The organism is Burkholderia sp. PvR073, from assembly GCF_054055695.1.
The window spans coordinates 632,673-649,534 of sequence record NZ_JBSRXO010000002.1; the positions used below are offsets into that span (position 1 = coordinate 632,673).

At 67.5% G+C, this 16,862-nt stretch carries 17 protein-coding genes; 15 read left to right on the forward strand and 2 right to left on the reverse strand.

Annotated features, from left to right (window positions below; all coding sequences use genetic code 11):
- Window positions 1–47: 47 nt before the first annotated feature.
- The gene (locus ACVK00_RS10015) at window positions 48–1,127 is read right to left on the reverse strand and encodes a porin (RefSeq protein ID WP_228907977.1); all 1,080 of its coding nucleotides are present in this window, start codon (window positions 1,125–1,127) and stop codon (window positions 48–50) included.
- Between the two features lie 448 nt (window positions 1,128–1,575).
- Here ACVK00_RS10015 and ACVK00_RS10020 point away from each other — a divergent pair, with 448 nt between their 5' ends.
- From ACVK00_RS10020 to ACVK00_RS10090, 15 genes are all read left to right on the forward strand, one after another.
- Complete coding sequence (locus ACVK00_RS10020) at window positions 1,576–1,893, forward strand: non-heme iron oxygenase ferredoxin subunit (RefSeq protein ID WP_006751284.1); 318 nt, start codon at window positions 1,576–1,578, stop codon at window positions 1,891–1,893.
- Window position 1,894: 1 nt separating this feature from the next.
- Window positions 1,895–2,206 (forward strand): recombinase-like helix-turn-helix domain-containing protein, encoded by a 312-nt coding sequence (locus tag ACVK00_RS10025; protein ID WP_006758061.1) that lies wholly within the window; start codon window positions 1,895–1,897, stop codon window positions 2,204–2,206.
- A 54-nt stretch (window positions 2,207–2,260) separates the two neighbouring features.
- The gene (locus tag ACVK00_RS10030; protein ID WP_011659097.1) at window positions 2,261–3,331 is read left to right on the forward strand and encodes an aromatic ring-hydroxylating dioxygenase subunit alpha; all 1,071 of its coding nucleotides are present in this window, start codon (window positions 2,261–2,263) and stop codon (window positions 3,329–3,331) included.
- A complete protein-coding gene (locus tag ACVK00_RS10035) occupies window positions 3,324–4,094 on the forward strand; it encodes an SDR family oxidoreductase (RefSeq protein ID WP_284891350.1) in 771 nt (256 codons plus the stop codon). The genes ACVK00_RS10030 and ACVK00_RS10035 overlap by 8 nt, the downstream gene beginning before the upstream one ends.
- Window positions 4,095–4,138: 44 nt before the next feature.
- A complete protein-coding gene (locus ACVK00_RS10040) occupies window positions 4,139–4,666 on the forward strand; it encodes a cupin domain-containing protein (RefSeq protein WP_006751280.1) in 528 nt (175 codons plus the stop codon).
- 19 nt (window positions 4,667–4,685) lie between these two features.
- A complete protein-coding gene (locus ACVK00_RS10045) occupies window positions 4,686–5,582 on the forward strand; it encodes an alpha/beta fold hydrolase (protein ID WP_284891349.1) in 897 nt (298 codons plus the stop codon).
- A complete protein-coding gene (locus ACVK00_RS10050) occupies window positions 5,579–6,436 on the forward strand; it encodes an IclR family transcriptional regulator (RefSeq protein WP_284891348.1) in 858 nt (285 codons plus the stop codon). The genes ACVK00_RS10045 and ACVK00_RS10050 overlap by 4 nt, the downstream gene beginning before the upstream one ends.
- Entirely contained in the window at window positions 6,433–7,230 is a 798-nt protein-coding gene (locus tag ACVK00_RS10055) for an SDR family oxidoreductase (RefSeq protein ID WP_284891346.1), read from the forward strand. The genes ACVK00_RS10050 and ACVK00_RS10055 overlap by 4 nt, the downstream gene beginning before the upstream one ends.
- On the forward strand, window positions 7,223–8,890 hold the full coding sequence (locus ACVK00_RS10060) for a thiamine pyrophosphate-binding protein (RefSeq protein ID WP_166723280.1): 1,668 nt from the start codon (window positions 7,223–7,225) through the stop codon (window positions 8,888–8,890). Before ACVK00_RS10055 ends, ACVK00_RS10060 begins: the two co-directional genes overlap by 8 nt.
- Window positions 8,883–9,710: an aspartate dehydrogenase gene (locus ACVK00_RS10065; RefSeq protein ID WP_284891344.1), complete on the forward strand. Its 828-nt coding sequence runs from the start codon at window positions 8,883–8,885 to the stop codon at window positions 9,708–9,710. Before ACVK00_RS10060 ends, ACVK00_RS10065 begins: the two co-directional genes overlap by 8 nt.
- Before the next feature lie 106 nt (window positions 9,711–9,816).
- Window positions 9,817–11,307 (forward strand): aldehyde dehydrogenase, encoded by a 1,491-nt coding sequence (locus ACVK00_RS10070; protein ID WP_284891343.1) that lies wholly within the window; start codon window positions 9,817–9,819, stop codon window positions 11,305–11,307.
- An 18-nt stretch (window positions 11,308–11,325) separates the two neighbouring features.
- Window positions 11,326–12,288, forward strand: a complete 963-nt coding sequence (locus tag ACVK00_RS10075) for a VOC family protein (protein ID WP_284891341.1) — start codon at window positions 11,326–11,328, stop codon at window positions 12,286–12,288.
- Window positions 12,285–13,529 (forward strand): NAD(P)/FAD-dependent oxidoreductase, encoded by a 1,245-nt coding sequence (locus ACVK00_RS10080; protein WP_284891340.1) that lies wholly within the window; start codon window positions 12,285–12,287, stop codon window positions 13,527–13,529. The genes ACVK00_RS10075 and ACVK00_RS10080 overlap by 4 nt, the downstream gene beginning before the upstream one ends.
- Window positions 13,530–13,558: 29 nt before the next feature.
- Window positions 13,559–14,959, forward strand: coding sequence for an MFS transporter (locus ACVK00_RS10085; protein ID WP_166723284.1), 1,401 nt, complete (start codon window positions 13,559–13,561; stop codon window positions 14,957–14,959).
- A 151-nt stretch (window positions 14,960–15,110) separates the two neighbouring features.
- On the forward strand, window positions 15,111–15,512 hold the full coding sequence (locus ACVK00_RS10090; RefSeq protein WP_166723285.1) for a PPC domain-containing DNA-binding protein: 402 nt from the start codon (window positions 15,111–15,113) through the stop codon (window positions 15,510–15,512).
- Window positions 15,513–15,551: 39 nt separating this feature from the next.
- Here ACVK00_RS10090 and ACVK00_RS10095 read toward each other — a convergent pair whose 3' ends face one another.
- Window positions 15,552–16,805: a DUF2252 family protein gene (locus ACVK00_RS10095; protein WP_435521273.1), complete on the reverse strand. Its 1,254-nt coding sequence runs from the start codon at window positions 16,803–16,805 to the stop codon at window positions 15,552–15,554.
- Between the last annotated feature and the right edge of the window lie 57 nt (window positions 16,806–16,862).

Consider the following 16,862-nt stretch of genomic DNA (forward strand, 5'->3'; position numbering starts at 1 on the left):
GGCTGCTCTTTTCGTTTTCGTCATCGGGCGCGTGCGCCCGTCGCCGCTCAGAACGAGTGATGAATGCCGGTCAGCACGACCACCTGGTTCGCGGTGCTCGACGTGCCGGCCGTGAAGAACGCGGCCTTCGCACCGCCCGAGCCGTGCTCGAACAGCACGTTTGCATAGAGCTGCGTGCGCTTGGACAGCGAATAGATGTCGCCGAGCTCGACCTGCGTCCAGCGGCGGCCGGCCAGCGTCGTCGTCGCCGCACCGCCGGCAATCGTGTTGAACGCGCTGCTGCGATAGTTCACGCCCGCGTCGTAGCTCTGGAACGTGTCGGAAAACCCGTTCGATTGCATCTTCACGCGCGTGTAGAGGCCGTGCACGAGGAAGTCGCCGATCTGGTACGACGCGCCCGCGCCGATGTTCTCGACCTTGTTCGCCAGATAGCCGTTCGCGGTGTTCTGTCCCTGGAACGACGTGATTCCCGTCTGGCTGATCAGGATCGAGCGGTCGTGCTCGTTCGAGTAGACGGCTGACGCCTTGAACGGCCCGTTCGCATAGTTCAGCGCGACGCCGACCGACTTGCCGGTCGAGAAGTTCGTCGTGTTGCCGAGCGCCATCGTCGCCGCGGCCGAGAAGCCGCCGAAGCTCGGCGAACGGTACTTGACCGCGTTGTTGTACGGCACGTTGCCGGTCGCGGCGAGCCCGTCGATGTTGCCGGGATGGAACGCATACCAGCTCATCGCGAGATACGCGGTGCTGAGCGGATCGAGATAGTCGAACGTCAGCGGCGTCTGGCGGCCGAGCGTCAGCGTGCCGAAGCGCTCCGAGCTGAGCCCGACGAACGCCGCGCGATTCCAGATCGTGTTCGCGGTCGCGAACTGACCGTTGTTCGTATAGAAGCCGTTTTCCAGCTGGAAGATCGCCGACAGGCCGCCGCCGAGGTCTTCCTTGCCTTTCAGGCCCCACCGGTCGGGCTGCGTGTTGCCCTGGATCATTGCCCACTTCGCATGGCCGCCGACGTTGTTCACGTACGCGACGCCGGCATCCATGCTGCCGTACAGCACCACGCTGCTCTGCGCCCACGCGCCGGAGACGGCGCTCATTCCGATGACTGCTGCTGCTACCGCTTGCTTGACCATTTGATCTCCTGACTCTCCAAACCTGACGGAAAACATGCCGTGGCGGCGGGCGCGGGGACGGCCGGCCGTCGCGCGTTTCTGCCACCTGGGCGGGCATTCTTTATGTTCCATATAAGGAACAACGTGCCTCTGATGGAATGGAGTATAGAGGTGTCGTGCGCCATATCAAAAATAAATTTATCGGGCCGGATGGAGATGAGGGTGATCCGCAACACGGGTTCGAGAATCCAGAAAAACGGACTTAAATACCCGCCAACAAACACAAAATTACATTTGACGCACGTTGCGGCGGAGATCGCCGACTCAACGGTCAGTGTTTTCCCTAGGACATGCAGCTTTTTGTTTTGCTCGCGGAAAGTCGCTCCTATAATCACCATCCATAAACTGCTGTTCCGGATATGGAACAATTCCGGAGCGAACCGAGAGTCGATCAGAAGGAAGGTTTGAGATGTCTGAACAATGGATTTGCGCCGGGCACGCCGGCGCGCTGTCGGAAGACGCGCCGATCGAGTTCAAGCGGACCGACGGCGTCGAAATCGGGATCTACCGCGTCGGTGACGAGGTGTATGCGCTCGAGAACGTGTGCCCGCATGCCTATGCGCTGCTGACGCAGGGCTTCGTCGACGAGGGCACGGTCGAATGCCCGCTGCACGAGGCCGTGTTCGACATCAAGACGGGCGAATGCCTGAAGGGCCCGGGCGGGCGCGCGCTGAAGCAGTACGCGGTGCGCCTGGCCGGCGAGGAAATCCAGATCAAGGTGGAATGACATGAAAGAAGCGACCGTCAACTTCAATCCCTTCCTGAAGCCGTGGGTGGCGCCGCAGCCGAACAACGTCGCCGGCAAGGGGCAGATCGAGATCCCCGGCCAGGTCGAGAACCAGGTCTGGCAGAACCGCAAGGCCGCGCCGACCCAGTACGAGAACGATCTCGGCGATGCGCTCGAACGCGTGTTCGAGAGCGGCGCGACCGAGCTGGACGATGTCGTCGCGGGCCTGAACCGCATCGGCTTCCGTGCGCCGGACGGCACGGCATGGACACCTGAGCGCTTCCGCGCCGAAATGGCCTCGCTGGCGGAATGAGCGCGCGAGCCGCGTGACCGCCGACCCGACGACAACCGCATCCGGAGCACACTGATGACGTCCCCCGCACAACACGAAGTCCAACACGACCCGGTCCGCGCCTACCTCGACCGCGGCATCAAGAACTACTGGTATCCCGTCGCCCCGAGCTGGCAGGTGTCGAACGCGCCCGTCGGCCTCACGCGCCTGTCCGAGCAGATCGTGCTGTGGCGTGATCACGAGGGCAAGGTCCACGCGCTGGAGGATCGCTGCCCGCACCGCGGCGCGCGCCTGTCGCTCGGCTGGAACCTCGGCGGCAACATTGCCTGCTGGTATCACGGCGTCGAAATCGACGGCGGCGGCACGGTCAACCGCGTGCCGGCCGTGTCGAACTGTCCGCTCGAAGGGATGAAGTGCGTGAAGTCGTATCCGGTCGAGGAGAAGGCCGGCGCGATCTTCCTGTGGTTCGGCGACGAAGCGCACGGCGAGCCGGCGCCCCTGAACCTGCCGGAAGAACTGGTCGACGCCGAGTACGGCCACTTCCTGTGCGTGTCGAACTGGAAGTGCAATTACCAGTACGCGATCGACAACGTAATGGACCCGATGCACGGCGCGTACCTGCACGCGACGTCGCACTCGATGGCCGAAGGCGACAAGCAGGCCGACATGCGCGTGCGCAAGACGGAAACGGGCCTGATGTTCGAGAAGGTCGGCCAGCGCGACGTGAACTTCGACTGGGTCGAGCTCGGCGAAACCGGCTGCCTGTGGATGCGCCTCGCGATTCCGTACAAGCAGAAGTTCGGCCCGGGCGGCAACTTCGGGATCATCGGCTTCGCGACGCCGGTCGACGGCGACAACTGCCAGGTCTACTTCTGGCGCACCCGCAAGGTCAGCGGCTGGCAGCGCGACGTGTGGCGCTTCATGTACCGCAACCGCCTCGAGGGCCTGCACTGGGACGTGCTCGAGCAGGATCGCTACGTCCTCGAAAGCCTCGCGCCGCATGCACGCGATCACGAATACCTGTACCAGCACGACGTCGGCATCACGCGCGTGCGCCGGATGCTGCGCCAGCGCGCGCAGGAACACCTGTCCGCGCTCGACGCGCACCGTGCGGCGCACGCCGCGGCGGAGCCCGCGAATGGCTGAGTTCGCTCCGGTCGTGTCGCTGCCGGGGCGCCGCGTGCTCGTCACCGGCGGCGCCCGCGGTCTCGGCGCGGCGTTCGTGAAGGCGCTGGTCGCGGCGGGCGCGCAGGTCGCGTTCGGCGACGTGCTCGCCGAAGAGGGCCGCGCGCTGGCCGCGCAGCTCGCGCAAGCCGGCCACACCGCGCATTTCTTCGCGCTCGACCTGGCCGATCCGGCGAGCGTCGACGCATTCGTCGCGCAGGGCGCGGCGGCGCTCGGCGGCATCGACGCGCTGATCAACAACGCGGCGATCACGAACTCGGGCGGCAGGCTGTCGACGGAACTCGACGTGCCGACCTGGGATGCCGTGATGAACGTCAACGTGCGCGGCGTGTGGCTCGTCAGCAATGCGGCGCTGCCGCACCTCGCGCGCTCGGGCCGCGGCGCGATCGTGAACCTTGCGTCGGACACCGCGCTGTGGGGCGCGCCGAAGCTGCTCGCGTACGTCGCCAGCAAAGGCGCCGTGATCGCGATGACGCATGCGCAGGCACGCGAGTTCGGCGCGCACGGCGTGACGGTCAACGCGATCGCGCCGGGGCTCACCGAAGTCGAGGCGACGGCCTACGTGCCGGCCGAACGGCATGCGTTCTACATGCAGGGCCGCGCGCTGACGCGCGCGCAGATGCCCGACGACGTGACGGGCCCCGTGCTGTTCCTGCTGTCGGACGGCGCGCGCTTCGTGACGGGTCAGCTGCTGCCGGTGAACGGCGGCTTCGTAATGAATTGATTTGAATTGAATTGAAGTTTTCACTCGGAATGAAGGAGAGGACGATGGCGGATGCAGATCTCGAACGCAAGTCGTGGGACCAGCCGGATGACGCAAGCTTCGGCGACTGGATGGAAGGGCGCGTCGCGCGCTACGCGACGCGGCGCTACGACTGGGACGCGCTGAAGTTCCAGGCCGACTACGACCCGAAGTACCGCCGTGCGCAGATGCGCTACGTCGGTACGGGCGGCACGGGCGTCGCAAAGGACGTCAACACGGTGCCGGCCGGCAACTTCACGTTTTCGACGATGGTCATCCCGGCCGGCAACATCGGCCCGAGCCACATCCACACCGACGTCGAGGAAATCTTCTTCGTGCTGCGCGGCAAGATGAAGGTGATCTGCGAGCGCGACGGCGAGACCTGGGAAGCGATCCTCGGCGAGCGCGACCTGATCTCGGTGCCGCCGGGCGTGTATCGCACGGAAATCAACATCGGCGAGGAAGACGCGCTGATGTGTGTGATGCTCGGTTCGGCGAAGCCCATCACGCCGACCTATCCGCCGGATTCGCCGCTCGCGAAGATCAAGCGCTGAGACGGGGCGGAGCCAAGCAATGAGTGTCATCGACAAACGTGAACGCGACCGCACCGCGGCATTCGCCGCGCTGCTCGGGCAGTTTCCCGAACAGCGCTGCGCGGCCGGCGCGGCGGGCACGATCGGTTATCGCGAGGCCGGCGCGCAGCATGCGGGCCACGCGCTGCCCGTCGTGCTGCTGCACGGGATCGGCTCGGGCGCCGCATCGTGGGTGTGCCAGCTCGACACGCTCGGCGCGTCGCGACGCGTGCTTGCGTGGGATGCGCCCGGCTACGGCGTGTCGACCCCCGTGCACGGCGCATCGCCGACCGCCGCCGATTACGCGGCGTCGCTGAACGCGTGGCTCGAGGCACTCGGCATCGAACGCTGCGTGCTGGTCGGGCATTCGCTCGGCGCGATCATCGCGGGCGGCTTGTCCCGCATGAAGCCCGCGCGGATCGCCGGCCTGCTGCTGATCTCGCCCGCGGGCGGCTACGGCCGCGCGCCCGCCGAAACGCGCGACACGCGCCGTGACGCGCGCCTCGCGATGCTCGAGGAACTCGGTCCGGCCGGGCTCGCCGAGCAGCGCAGCGGCAACATGCTGTCGGGTTTTGCGAGCGAGGATGCGCGTGCGTGGGTGCGCTGGAACATGGCGCGCATCGCGCCGGCCGGCTATGCGCAGGCCACGCATCTGCTCGCGAATGCCGATCTCGCGACTGATCTCGCCGGCTTTCGCGGCCGCACGGCCGTGGCCGTCGGCGCGAACGACGCGATCACGCCGCCCGCCGCGTGCGAGCGGATCGCCGCGGCCGCGCAGGTCGAGCTGCAGGTGATTCCGCAGGCCGGTCATGCCGGCTACGTGGAAGCGCCGGCCGTCTATTCGTCGCTCATCGACACGTTCTGTCGTCAGTGCGACACGCAGCGAGGTATGGCATGAGCGAACCGCTGCAACAACCAGAATCCGAGAGCACCAAGGCCGACGCCGGCTACGTGGTGCCGGGCCTCGAACGCGGCCTGCGGATCCTCGCCGAATTCTCGCCGCGCGAGCCGGTGCTCGGCGCGCCGGAGCTGTCCAAGCGCCTCGGCATTCCGCGCACGACGGTGTTCCGTCTGCTGCAGACGCTCGAATCGCTCGGCTTTCTCGAGCGTGCGGACAAGGATCGCAACTACAAGCTGGGCATCGCCGTGCTGCGGCTCGGCTTCGAATACCTGAGCTCGCTCGAGTTGACCGATCTCGGCCTGCCGGTGATCGAGAGCCTGCGCGACGCGACCGGCTTCACGACGCACATCGTGATCCGCGATGGCCGCGACGTGGTGTTCGTCGCGAAGGCACAGTGCCAGTCGCCGGTGTTCAGCGCGATTCGCGTGAACGTCGGCACGCGGCTGCCCGCGCATGCGACGACCCACGGCCACGTGCTGATGGGCGACCTGTCGCTGAAGGAGCTGCGGGCGCTGTATCCGGAAGGCACGCTGAGCCGGATGACGAGCGCGACGCCGGAAACGGTCGACGCGCTGTACGAAGTGATCCGCGAGGATGCGCTGCGCGGCTACGGCATCAGCAATTCGTCGTTCGAGCGCGGTATCTCGGTGGTCACGGCGCCGGTGCGCAACGACACGCAGAAGATCGTCGCGTGCATCACGGTGACGGTGCCGCGGCCGGAAATCGACGCGGCATTGATCGCCGATGGCCTGTTCGACAAGGTGCAGCGCGCGGCGGCGGAATTGTCGCGGCGGCTCAATTACCGCTCGGATGACGAGCACACGTTTCTGAAGGCTTTAGGACTCCGATGATTGAGATCGATCTGACCGGGCAGGTGGCGGTGGTGACGGGCGGTTCGTCCGGCATCGGCCTCGCGACCGCCGAACGGTTCCTGCAGGCCGGCGCGTCGGTCGCGATTTGCGGCCGCGACGGCGAACGCCTCGCGCGCGCCGAAGCGATGCTCGGCGAGAAATACCCGGGCGCGCAACTGCTCGCCGTGCGTTGCAACGTGCTCGACGAAGCCGACGTGGCCGCGTTCGCGCAGGCCGTGTCCGAGCGCTTCGGCCGCGCCGACATGCTGGTCAACAACGCGGGCCAGGGCCGCGTGTCGACCTTCGCCGACACGACCGACGACGCATGGCGCGAAGAGCTCGAACTGAAGTACTTCAGCATCATCCGCCCGACGCGCGCGTTCCTGCCGCTGCTGCGCGACGCGCAGGCGCCGACGATCACCTGCGTGAACTCGCTGCTCGCGCTGCAGCCGGAGCCGCACATGGTCGCGACGTCGTCGGCGCGTGCGGGCGTGCTGAGCCTCGTGAAGTCGCTCGCGACCGAACTGGCGCCGCAGCGCATCCGCGTGAACTCGATCCTGATCGGCATTGTCGAGTCGGGTCAGTGGCGCCGCCGCTACGAAGCGCAGGCGCAGGCCGGCGAAAGCTGGGAAGACTGGACGGGCACGCTCGCCCGCAAGAAGAACATTCCGCTGAACCGCTTCGGCAAGCCCGACGAGGCAGCCTGGGCACTTTTTTATCTCGCAACGCATCTGTCGTCCTACACGACGGGCAGCCATATCGACGTTTCTGGAGGCTTTGCACGCCATGTCTAAAAAAACCACGGTTGGCGAGCTGATTGCCGCCTTTCTCGAGCAGTGCGACGTCAAAACCGCATTCGGTGTCATCTCGATCCACAACATGCCGATCCTCGACGCGATCAACTCGCGCGGCAACATCCGGTATGTCGGCGCGCGCGGTGAAGCGGGCGCGGTGAACATGGCCGACGGCCTGGCCCGCGTGTCGGGCGGCCTCGGCGTCGCGTTCACGAGCACCGGCACGGCGGCGGGCAACGCGGCCGGCGCGATGGTCGAGGCGTTGACGGCAGGCACCGCGCTGCTGCACATCACGGGGCAGATCGAGACGCCGTACCTCGACCAGGACCTGGCCTACATCCACGAAGCGCCGGACCAGCTCACGATGCTCGACGCGATCTCGAAGGCCGCGTTCCGCGTGCGCACCGTCGAAACCGTGCTGCCGACGATCCGCGAAGCGGTGCGTATCGCGCAGACCGCGCCGACGGGCCCCGTGTCGGTCGAGATTCCGATCGACATCCAGGCCGCCGAAATCGAATGGCCGGAAGACCTCGCGCCGGCGCACGTCGCGGTGCGCGAGCACGACGACGCACGCGTCGCGAAGCTCGCCGACGCGCTGGCGGCCAAGCGCCGTCCGCTGCTGTGGCTCGGCGGCGGTGCGCGCCATGCGCGGGCGGAAGTCGAACGGCTGGTGAAGCTCGGCTTTGGCGTCGTGACGAGCGTGCAGGGCCGCGGCGTGCTGCCGGAAGATCATCCGGCGACGCTCGGTGCGTTCAACGTGCATGCGTCCGTCGAGGCGTTCTACAAGACCTGCGACGCGCTCGTCGTGGTCGGTTCGCGCCTGCGCGGCAACGAGACGCTGAAGTACAAGCTCGCGCTCCCGCAGCCGCTGTTCCGCGTCGACGCCGATGCGCTTGCCGACAACCGCGGCTATCGCAACGAGCTGTTCGTGCATGGCGACTCGAAGCGCGTGCTGGCCGAGCTGGCCGATCGCCTCGAAGGCCGCCTGTCCGTCGATCCGCAATTCGCGCTCGATCTCGCGGCGGCGCGCGAGCAGGCCGTCGCCAGCGTGGCGGAAGGCCTTGGGCCCTACAAGAAGCTCGTCGACACGCTGCAAGGGGCGGTCGGCCGCGACTACAACTGGGTGCGCGACGTGACGATCTCGAACAGCACGTGGGGCAACCGCCTGCTGAAGATCTTCGAACCGCGCGCGGGCGTGCATGCGCTCGGCGGCGGCATCGGCCAGGGCATCCAGATGGGCATCGGCGCGGCGCTGGCCGGCTCGGCCGCGAAGACGGTCTGCCTGGTCGGCGACGGCGGCCTGATGGTCAACGTCGGCGAGCTCGTGACGGCCGTGCAGGAAAACGCGAACGTGATGATCGTGCTGATGAACGACCAGTGCTACGGCGTGATCCGCAACATCCAGGACGCGCAGTACGGCGGCCGTCGCTGCTTCGTGCAGCTGCACCAGCCCGATTTCGCGCAGTTCTGCGCGAGCTTCGGCCTCACGCACTACCGGATCACGTCGCTCGACCAGGCCGAAGCGATCGTGCGCGAAGGGATCGCGAAGGAAGGCCCGGTGATGGTCGAGGTCGACATGCTGTCGGTCGGCGCGTTCGCATCGAACTTCGCGGGCCCGCCGGTGAAGAAGGAAGAGCCGTCGGAGCGGCAATATGCGTAACGGACACGCACACGGGCATGCGCCCGTCGACGTCGCGATGATCGGCTTCGGCGCGATCGGTGCGGCCGTGTATCACGCGGTTGAGCACGATGCATCGTTGCGCGTCGCGCACGTGATCGTGCCGGAGCACCAGCGCGACGCGGTGCAGCGTGAGCTTGGCGGTGCGGTTGAGGTCGTGTCGTCGGTCCACGCGCTGGCCCGCCGTCCCGAGTTCGCGCTCGAATGCGCGGGTCACAGCGCGCTCGTCGATCACGTCGTGCCGCTGCTGAAGGCCGGCACCGACTGCGCGGTCGCGTCGATCGGCGCGTTGTCCGATCTCGCGCTGCTCGACGTGCTGTCGCGGGCCGCCGACGAAGGCGACGCGACGCTGACGCTGTTGTCCGGCGCGATCGGCGGGATCGATGCGCTGGCGTCGGCGAAGCAGGGCGGCCTCGACGAGGTGCTGTACGTCGGCCGCAAGCCGCCGCTCGGCTGGCTCGGCACACCCGCCGAGGAATCGTGCGACCTGCGTGCGATGACCGAAGAGAAGGTCATCTTCGAAGGCACCGCACGCGACGCCGCGCGGCTGTATCCGAAGAACGCGAACGTCGCGGCAACCGTCGCGCTCGCGGGCCTCGGCCTCGACGCGACGCGCGTGCGCCTGATCGCCGATCCGGCCGTCACGCGCAACGTGCACCGCATCACCGCACGCGGCGCATTCGGCGAGATGTCGCTCGAAATGAGCGGCAAGCCGTTGCCCGACAACCCGAAGACGTCCGCGTTGACCGCGTACTGCGCGATCCGCGCGCTGCGCAACCGCGCGGCCCGCTGCGTGATCTGAGCGGACGACGCGGCCATTCCGGTCATTCGGGCCATTCGGGCCATAGAACGGCCGCCTGCGCCACGGCGCGGGCGGCTGGCAGAGACAGATTTGTGGGACTTGTGACATGACTCCATTCGATACGAGCCTCGTACCCAACGGCGACATCCTGATCGGCGGCGAGTGGCGGCGCGGCCGCGGTGCGCCTTACACGAGCATCTATCCGGCCGACCAGTCGCCGAACCTGGAAGTATCGACGGCGAACGCGCAAGACGCGGCCGACGCCGTCGTGGCCGCCGACGCCGCATGGCGTCGCGCCGACTGGGCCGGACTCAAGCCGCACCAGCGCGCGCTGGTGCTGTACCGGATCGCCGACCTGATCATGCAGCGTCACGAGGCGCTCGCGAACCTGCAGCGCCGCGACAACGGCAAGCCGATCGGCGAGACGCGCGTGCTGGTCGCGAGCGCGGCCAATACGTTCCGCTATTTCGCGGCATGCCTCGAGACGCTCGACGAAGAACTGACGCCGTCACGCGGCGACTACCTGACGATGAGCGTGCACGAGCCGATCGGCGTGATCGCGGCGATCACCCCGTGGAACTCGCCGATCGCGTCTGATGCGCAGAAGCTGGCCCCGGCGCTCGCCGGCGGCAACGCGGTGGTGCTCAAGCCGGCCGAAGTCACGCCGCTCGTGTCGCTCGCGCTGGCTCGCATCTGCGAGGAGGCCGGCGTGCCGAAGGGCGTGCTGAGCGTGCTGCCGGGCAAGGGCTCGGTGATCGGCGACGTGCTGGTCCGTCATCCGCTCGTGAAGAAGGTGTCATTTACCGGCGGCACCGAAGTGGGCCGCGGCATCGCGCGCATCGCGGCGGAAAAGCTGATGCCCGTGTCGCTGGAACTCGGCGGCAAGTCGCCGACGATCGTGTGCGACGACGCGGATCTCGATCATGCGGTCAACGGCGTGCTGTACGGCATCTTCAGCTCGTCGGGCGAGGCCTGCATCGCGGGTTCGCGGCTGTTCGTGCAGCGCGCGGTGTACGACGAATTCATGCAGCGGCTGGTCGCCGGCGCACGCAAGCTGCGCGTGGGCGACCCGACGCGGCCCGACACGCAGATGGGCCCGCTGATCAGCGCGAAGCATCGCGAATCGGTGGAGCGCTACGTCGCGCTCGGGCTGGAGGAAGGCGGGCGCCTGCTGTGCGGCGGCGAGCGGCCGTCGGGCGACGGGCGCGAGGACGGCTTCTTCTACCAGCCGACGATTCTCGAAGGCTTGCCGAACAGCGCCCGCATCTGCCAGGAAGAAATCTTCGGGCCGGTGCTCGTCGCGATGCCGTTCGACGACGAAGCGTCGCTGATCGCGCAGGCGAACGACAGCGTGTTCGGCCTCGCCGCCGGCATCTGGACGCGCGACTACAAGCGCGCCTGGCGCATCGCGCGTGCGCTCGAGACGGGCACCGTGTGGATCAACACGTACAAGCTGTTCTCGATCTCCACGCCGTTCTCGGGCTGGAAGGAGAGCGGGATGGGCCGCGAGAAGGGACGTCTCGGGATCCGCGAGTACATGCAGCAGAAGAGCCTCTACTGGGGCTTGAACGACGCGCCGCTGCCGTGGGCGAACTGAGCGAAGGGGAATGACGCAATGAGCATCTTGGGTATCGAGCAGATCACGTACGGTGTCGACGACCTCGCGACGTGCCGGCGCTTTTTCGCCGACTGGGGGCTGAAGGAAGTCGCGCACGACGACACGCGCGCACGTTTCGAGACGATGAACGGCTGCACCGTGCTGGTCGTGAAGGCCGACGATCCGTCGCTGCCGCCCGCGTTCGAAGCGGGGCCGACGCTGCGTGAAGTCACGTGGGGCGTCGCGACGCGGCAGGAACTCGACGCGCTGCGCACGAAGCTGGCCGGCCAGCCCGGCTATTACGCACAGGACGATGCGGTGGGCTGCATCGATCCGAACGGGATGGCGATCCGTATCGAGGTGACGCGCAAGCGCGCGCTCGACATCACCGGCTCGCCGTCGAACGTGTGGGGCCAGACGGCGCGCGTCGACCAGCCGAGCCCGATCTATGCGCGCGCCGAGCCGGTCGAGGTCGGGCATGTCGTGTTCTTCACGGACTGCCTCGACGCGCAGGAAAAGTTCTATCACGAGCTGCTCGGCTTCGAGACGTCGGACCGCTATCCGGGCCGCGGCGCGTTCATGCGCTGCGCGCCGCACGGCGGTCACCACGACCTGTTCCTGCTCGCGCTGCCGAATGGCAAGCGCGGCCTGAACCACGTCGCGTTCACCGTGCGCGACATCCATGAAGTGTTCGGCGGCGGCATGCACATCGATCGCTGCGGCTGGGAAACGCAGCTCGGCCCGGGGCGTCACCCGGTGTCGTCCGCGTACTTCTGGTACTTCCAGAATCCGGCCGGCGCGCTGATCGAGTATTACGCGGATGAAGACGTGCTGACACCGGAATGGCAGCCGCGCGAATTCGAACCGGGCCCGACCGTGTTCGCCGAATGGGCCGTCGACGGCGGCCTCGACGGCAACACGCGCCGGCAGAAGAACGCGAAGGCACCGGAAGGCAAGTTCATGACGGAGCGCAAATCATGACCGAAGCGAACACACAGGAGCAGCCCGCGCCCGGTACGGTCGTCGTGATCGGCGGCGGCCAGGCCGCCGGCTGGGTGCTGAAGACGCTGCGCGCGGAAGGGTTCGCGGGCCGCCTCGTGATGATCGCCGACGAGCCGCACCTGCCGTACGAGCGTCCGCCGCTGTCGAAGGCCGTGCTGGCCGGCGAAGCCGACATCGAGACCGTGCGCGTCGTGCGCCCGGACGAATTCGACACGCTGAACGTCGAGGCATGGCAGCCGGAACGCGCGGCGTCGATCGACCGTGCGCGCCGCGTGGTGAAGACCGAAAGCGGTCGCGAGATCGAATACGACCGCCTCGTGATCGCGACCGGCGGCACGTCGCGCCGCTTGCCCGATGCGCTCGTCAAGACGTCGAACCTGCACTACCTGCGCACGCTCGACGAAGCGGCCGCGCTCGGCGAGAAGCTGCGTGCGAGCCGGCGCGTGCTCGTGATCGGCGGCGGCTGGATCGGCCTCGAGGTCGCGGCGACCGCGCGCAAGCTCGGTGTCGAGGCCGTCGTCGTCGAAGGCGCGCCACGTCTGTGCGGGCGCTCGGTGCCGCAGATCGTGTCGGACTTCCTGCTCGACCTGCATCGCGCGAACGGTGTCGACGTGCGTCTCGGCGCGGCGCTCGCATCGCTCGACGCGCAGCCGGACGACGCATCGAAGGTGCGCGCGACGCTGGCCGACGGCACGACGATCGACGCCGATTTCGCGGTGGCCGGCATCGGCCTCGCGCTGAACGCGTCGCTCGCGAGCGACGCGGGGCTGGCGCTCGACGACGGCATCGTCGTCGACGAATTCGGCGCGACCAGCGACCCGGCGATCTTCGCGTGCGGCGACGTCGCGAACCATCACAACGGCTGGCTGAAGCGGCGCGTGCGGCTCGAATCGTGGGCGAACGCGCAGAACCAGGCGATCGCGGCCGCGAAGGCCGTGCTCGGCGTGCGTGCGCCGTATGCGGAAATTCCGTGGTTCTGGTCCGATCAGTACGACGTGAACCTGCAGATCCTCGGCGATCTGCCGGCCGATGCGCAGCTCGTCGTGCGCGGCGATCTCGCCGCGCGCCGCGCGACGCTGTTTTTCTTGGGCGATGGACATGTGAGAGGTGTCATCGCCATCAACAACGCACGCGAGCTGAAGCTCGCACGCAAGTGGATGAACCAGGGCCGGGCAGTGGATACGGAAGCCCTGGCGGACACGACCAAAGCGCTTGCCTGACCGGCGAAACGATCCAGGAGACTCCCCGCATGAGCACTTTCGACAACGTCGTGGCCGGCAGGGCCACGATGGAAGCTGCCGCCTCCACGCCCGGCGCGATCATCGCGCGGCTCGAGCGGCTTCCGGCCAACGCGATGCAGATCCGCGCGCGCGTGCTGATCGGCACCGCGACGTTCTTCGACGGCTTCGACGTGATCACGATCGCGGCGACGCTGCCGCTGCTGATTCACAAGTGGGGGCTGTCGCCCACGCAGATCGGCATGCTGATCGCGTCCGGCGCGATCGGCCAGCTGATCGGCGCGTTCCTGTTTCCCGCGCTCGCGGAGAAGCATGGCCGCGTGAAGGCGATCGCGTGGAGTTCCGCCGTGATCGGCGTCACCAGCATCGCGTGCGGCTTCGCGCCGACGTTCGAGATCTTCGTGCTGCTGCGGATCCTGCAGGGGCTCGGGCTGGGCGGCGAGCTGCCGGTCGCCGCGACCTACATCAACGAGATCACGCGTGCGCACGGCCGCGGCCGCTTCGTGCTGCTGTACGAGATCGTGTTCCCGATCGGCCTGCTGGTGTCGATGGCGCTCGGCGCGTGGCTCGTGCCGCGGTTCGGCTGGGAAATCATGTACTTCGTCGGCGGGCTGCCGCTGATTCTCGCGCTGGTGCTCACGCGCCTTGTGCCGGAATCGCCGCGCTGGCTCGCGTCGCGCGGGCGGCTCGCGGAAGCGGGGCGTGCGGTCGGCGTGTTCGAAGCGTCGGTGCGCGGCGAGCTGCCGCCGGCGACGCAAGCGGCCGCGTTCGACGAGATGGTGCGCCAGCACCCGAAGCGCCGGATGAGTGACCTGTTCAGCGCCGCGTATCGCAAGCGCACGCTCGCGGTGGCGACGCTGTGGGCGACCTGCGGGTTCATCCAGTATGGTCTGTCCACGTGGCTGCCGACGATCTACAAGAACTTCTATCATGCGCCGCTGCAGCTCGCGCTGAATCTCGCGGTGATCGGCTCGGTGATGGGCGTGCTCGGTTCGCTCGCGTCGGCGCTGCTCGTCGACAAGCTCGGCCGCAAGCCGGTGATCGTCTGGTCGTTCGTGCTGTGCGCGCTGTCGCTGGCGCTTGCGGGCGTCTATCACGCATCGTCGGTGTATGTCGTCGCGATCTTCTGCTCGCTGTCGCTGGGGCTGATGGCATCGGGCTTCATCACGGCGTACGTCTATACGCCGGAGCAGTATCCGACGAGCATCCGCGCGTCCGGCTGCGGGCTCGGCAGCGCATGGCTGAAGATCGCATCGTTCGCCGCGCCGATGATCGTGCCGCACGCGATCATCGGCGGCAACCTCGCGCCGGCGTTCTACCTGATCGGCATCGTGCCGCTGATCGCGGCGCTGACTGTCCACTTCGTCGGGATCGAGACGAAGGGCAAGGTGCTGGAGGCGCTGGAAGCATAAGCGCGACCGGCTGCAACGGCTGCCACGGCTGATACCGAAGGCCCGGACGATGTCCGGGCCTTGTTCGTTTTCGCGCGAGGCGGCTTGCCGGATTGCCTGGTCGAACGTACGCTTTGTCGAAACCCACGCCTCCACCAGCAGGTGATCGACCATGCAAGCCCATCCTCTGCGTCTTTCCCCCGGCGACGATCTGCGCGCCGCCATCGAGCACGCGTTGCGCGGGCTGGGCGCACATGCCGCATTCGTGATTCAGGGCATCGGCAGCCTGAACGTCGCGCAGTTGCGCTTTGCCGGCGTCGACTCGCCGACCGAACTGCGCGGCGACCTCGAAATCCTGACGCTGGCCGGTTCGGTCTCGCCGGACGGTGCGCACCTGCATATGTCGGTTTCCGACGCGCAAGGCCGCGTATCGGGCGGGCACGTCGCGAGCGGCTGCGTGGTGCGTACGACCGCCGAGATACTGCTCGTGCTGTTGCCCGCGCATCGTTTCTCCCGTGAACCCGATGCGGGCACCGGATTCAACGAGCTGGTGATTCGCCCGCAGAGTGGCTGATCGCGCGGATCGTTCGCGGCGCACGACCGGTGCGTCGATTCAGCGGACGGCCTTGCCGAGCACATGGCGCCGGCAATGTTCGAGATACGCTTGTTCATGCGCGGCCATCAGTTCGATGATGCTTTGCCACAGCCATGAAGGCGCGTCGAGGGTCTTCGGACGCTGGCGACGCAACTCGGCGCGCCACGCGCGTTGCGTCGTGTTGTCCATCTGTGCGGCATGCGCGCGGCCGACCACCAGCGCAAGGTATCGTGCGACTTTCACCGCGTCAGCCTCCGACAGCCGTTCCGCGTCCAGTTTCAGATCCTGCGGCATCAATTCGCGCATGACGACGGAGCGCCCGTCGAGGCGCGCCGCGCACATCCGGCTTCCCAGCATCGGCGACACGTGCCGCGCGCCTTCCAGCACCCGTTGTGCGGCATCGCGCGGCATGCGCACCCCCGGTTGTTTCGGCGCCTTGGCGGCCGTGGCTTCCTTGATGTCGATCAGGTAGGGCGGATGGCCATCGGAACACGCGTCGTCGATATCGAGCATCACCGCGAAGCGGCGCCGGCCCAGCGAGCTGCAGCCCTTCACCCAAAAGGCGGCGTCGAGCACCTTCATGCTGGCGTCGCTGCGTGCCGCGCGGCTGAGCGCGGCGCTGATCGTGGAAACCGGTGCGGATTCGAACAGGGTGTGGATGGCGGTCCGCTCCCGTTCCGACAGCGGCCAGAAGCGTTTGCCCAACGGGATGTGCGGCGTGGTGTTCCTGATCGTCTGCCGGTCGAGTTTCCGCCACGAGCGATGCAGCGCCGCCTTCATCGCGATCTTCACCTCGGTCGGGCGTTGCATGTGGCTGAGTTCGTCGCGGCGCCGGCTGTCGAACGCCTGCTCGTATCCGTCGATGAGCGCCTCGATCATCCGCCACGTGATGATGCCGGGCAGATCGGAGCTGCGCGCCGCGGTGGCGAGCGAGAATCCCAGGCGCAGCACATCGTGGACTGGATTGCCGATCACGCTCTGGTCGAGATCGCGAATCTGCACGGCGACTTCACCCGTCTTCGACGCGACGGGCCCCAGATTGCCGAGATGGCAATCGCCGCCGATCCATATCGCGGGACCGTCGGGCAAGGTGCCGGATCGATGGTCCGCCAGCCATGCGTAGAAGCGCTCGGCGCTGCCGCGCGTATAGGTGTGTATCGAGCGCGCCATCTTGCGGCTGCGCAGGTTGGCGAGAATGTGCGCGCGCTGGTCGCAGGTCGGCAGCCGTGCCGATCCGGCGGTTTTCTTCGTCACGATGCGTCCTCCTTCCATCCGGCGGCATGCGTTCGCGGTGCGCGTACACCGTGCGATGCCGGTTGATCCGGCGAT

Excerpts from the sequence above, each read along its gene's own strand:
- ACVK00_RS10015 (WP_228907977.1), bottom strand. The coding sequence starts at position 1,127 with ATGGTCAAGCAAGCGGTAGCAGCAGCAGTCATCGGAATGAGCGCCGTC.
- ACVK00_RS10020 (WP_006751284.1), top strand. The coding sequence starts at position 1,576 with ATGTCTGAACAATGGATTTGCGCCGGGCACGCCGGCGCGCTGTCGGAA.
- ACVK00_RS10025 (WP_006758061.1), top strand. The coding sequence starts at position 1,895 with ATGAAAGAAGCGACCGTCAACTTCAATCCCTTCCTGAAGCCGTGGGTG.
- ACVK00_RS10030 (WP_011659097.1), top strand. The coding sequence starts at position 2,261 with ATGACGTCCCCCGCACAACACGAAGTCCAACACGACCCGGTCCGCGCC.
- ACVK00_RS10035 (WP_284891350.1), top strand. The coding sequence starts at position 3,324 with ATGGCTGAGTTCGCTCCGGTCGTGTCGCTGCCGGGGCGCCGCGTGCTC.
- ACVK00_RS10040 (WP_006751280.1), top strand. The coding sequence starts at position 4,139 with ATGGCGGATGCAGATCTCGAACGCAAGTCGTGGGACCAGCCGGATGAC.
- ACVK00_RS10045 (WP_284891349.1), top strand. The coding sequence starts at position 4,686 with ATGAGTGTCATCGACAAACGTGAACGCGACCGCACCGCGGCATTCGCC.
- ACVK00_RS10050 (WP_284891348.1), top strand. The coding sequence starts at position 5,579 with ATGAGCGAACCGCTGCAACAACCAGAATCCGAGAGCACCAAGGCCGAC.
- ACVK00_RS10055 (WP_284891346.1), top strand. The coding sequence starts at position 6,433 with ATGATTGAGATCGATCTGACCGGGCAGGTGGCGGTGGTGACGGGCGGT.
- ACVK00_RS10060 (WP_166723280.1), top strand. The coding sequence starts at position 7,223 with ATGTCTAAAAAAACCACGGTTGGCGAGCTGATTGCCGCCTTTCTCGAG.
- ACVK00_RS10065 (WP_284891344.1), top strand. The coding sequence starts at position 8,883 with ATGCGTAACGGACACGCACACGGGCATGCGCCCGTCGACGTCGCGATG.
- ACVK00_RS10070 (WP_284891343.1), top strand. The coding sequence starts at position 9,817 with ATGACTCCATTCGATACGAGCCTCGTACCCAACGGCGACATCCTGATC.
- ACVK00_RS10075 (WP_284891341.1), top strand. The coding sequence starts at position 11,326 with ATGAGCATCTTGGGTATCGAGCAGATCACGTACGGTGTCGACGACCTC.
- ACVK00_RS10080 (WP_284891340.1), top strand. The coding sequence starts at position 12,285 with ATGACCGAAGCGAACACACAGGAGCAGCCCGCGCCCGGTACGGTCGTC.
- ACVK00_RS10085 (WP_166723284.1), top strand. The coding sequence starts at position 13,559 with ATGAGCACTTTCGACAACGTCGTGGCCGGCAGGGCCACGATGGAAGCT.
- ACVK00_RS10090 (WP_166723285.1), top strand. The coding sequence starts at position 15,111 with ATGCAAGCCCATCCTCTGCGTCTTTCCCCCGGCGACGATCTGCGCGCC.
- ACVK00_RS10095 (WP_435521273.1), bottom strand. The coding sequence starts at position 16,805 with ATGGAAGGAGGACGCATCGTGACGAAGAAAACCGCCGGATCGGCACGG.